A 1118-nucleotide genomic window follows, 5' to 3' on the forward strand; every position below is an offset into this window, starting at 1 on the left:
GTGTATAAGGGACAGGGGTAGGGGCGGCGGGGGCGAGAACCGCAGGCCCGGCACACACCGCACCGGACCCGCGGACCACCGTACTGAAGCCCCGTCACCTCACAGGGAAGCCGCCGCCGAAGCGATTGCCGAGGCGAACGTGGACACCTCGGTGTAGACACCGGGCGCGTTCGGCCGGGCGCAGCCTATGCCCCAGCTCACGATGCCCACCTGCACCCACGCGTTCGCCGAGTCCCGCCGGAACATCGGCCCGCCGGAGTCCCCCTGACAGGTGTCGACCCCGCCCGAGGTGTACCCCGCGCAGATCTCCTCGTCGGCGATGAGCCCGCTGTATCCGCTGTATCCCCGGCAGGTCGCGTCGCTCACGAACGGCACGGTGGCCTTCAGCAGGTACCGCTGCTGGGCCCCGCCCTCGGTGGCCGCGCCCCACCCGGCGACCGTGAAGGTCCCGGTGTTGTACTGGGTCGTCGTCGCGATCTTCAGCGTGGGCAGGTTGATCGGTGACGCGAGCTTGATGAGCGCCCAGTCCTTGCCGTCGCCGTTGTAGCCGGGCGCCCGGTAGACGTACGTCGACCTCACCTGCACCCGCCCGGTGCCGGACTGGAGGTCCACGACCCCCGCGGTCGCGGTGATGCTGGTGTTCGCGCCGGTCCGGCTGACGCAGTGCGCGGCGGTGAGCACGATCTGCTGGGTGTACAGCGCCCCGCCGCACCCCATGGACAGGCGCACCATGAACGGGAACTCGCCCTGCGCGGCACGGGTGCCGCCGACGACGGGCGCGGGCGCGGCCTGTGCGGCCGACACGGGCTGGAGGCTGGCGATCGCGAGCGCGGCGGCCGCGACCGCCAGACATCTCTTGACGGCCGTGAGGAGTTTCTTCAAGGGGATGCCTCTTCCAGGTGGGGGGTGGCTATGACAAGTCCATGCCAAGTCTGGGCATCAAAGATCCGCCCAAGTTCCTGACATGGGCCGGTCAAATCTGTTGATGGATTATGAGAATCCTGTGAACTCCCGCACAAGGGGCGCGATCCAGCCACACCCGGCCGCGGAGGACGGCTGCCCCGGATGCAGCCCGAGCCGCCACAGCGCCTCCGCGGCCACCTCCACCCGGAACCACC

The 1118-nt window shown here is 69.9% G+C and carries 1 protein-coding gene; it reads right to left on the reverse strand.

The window, feature by feature from the left end:
* Window positions 1-99 precede the first annotated feature (99 nt).
* Window positions 100-882 (reverse strand): serine protease, encoded by a 783-nt coding sequence (locus AOJ26_RS35555; RefSeq protein WP_053852490.1) that lies wholly within the window; start codon window positions 880-882, stop codon window positions 100-102.
* Between the last annotated feature and the right edge of the window lie 236 nt (window positions 883-1118).

This window comes from Streptomyces sp. NRRL B-24085 (assembly GCF_001282115.1).
In the GTDB taxonomy this organism is placed as follows: domain Bacteria; phylum Actinomycetota; class Actinomycetes; order Streptomycetales; family Streptomycetaceae; genus Streptomyces.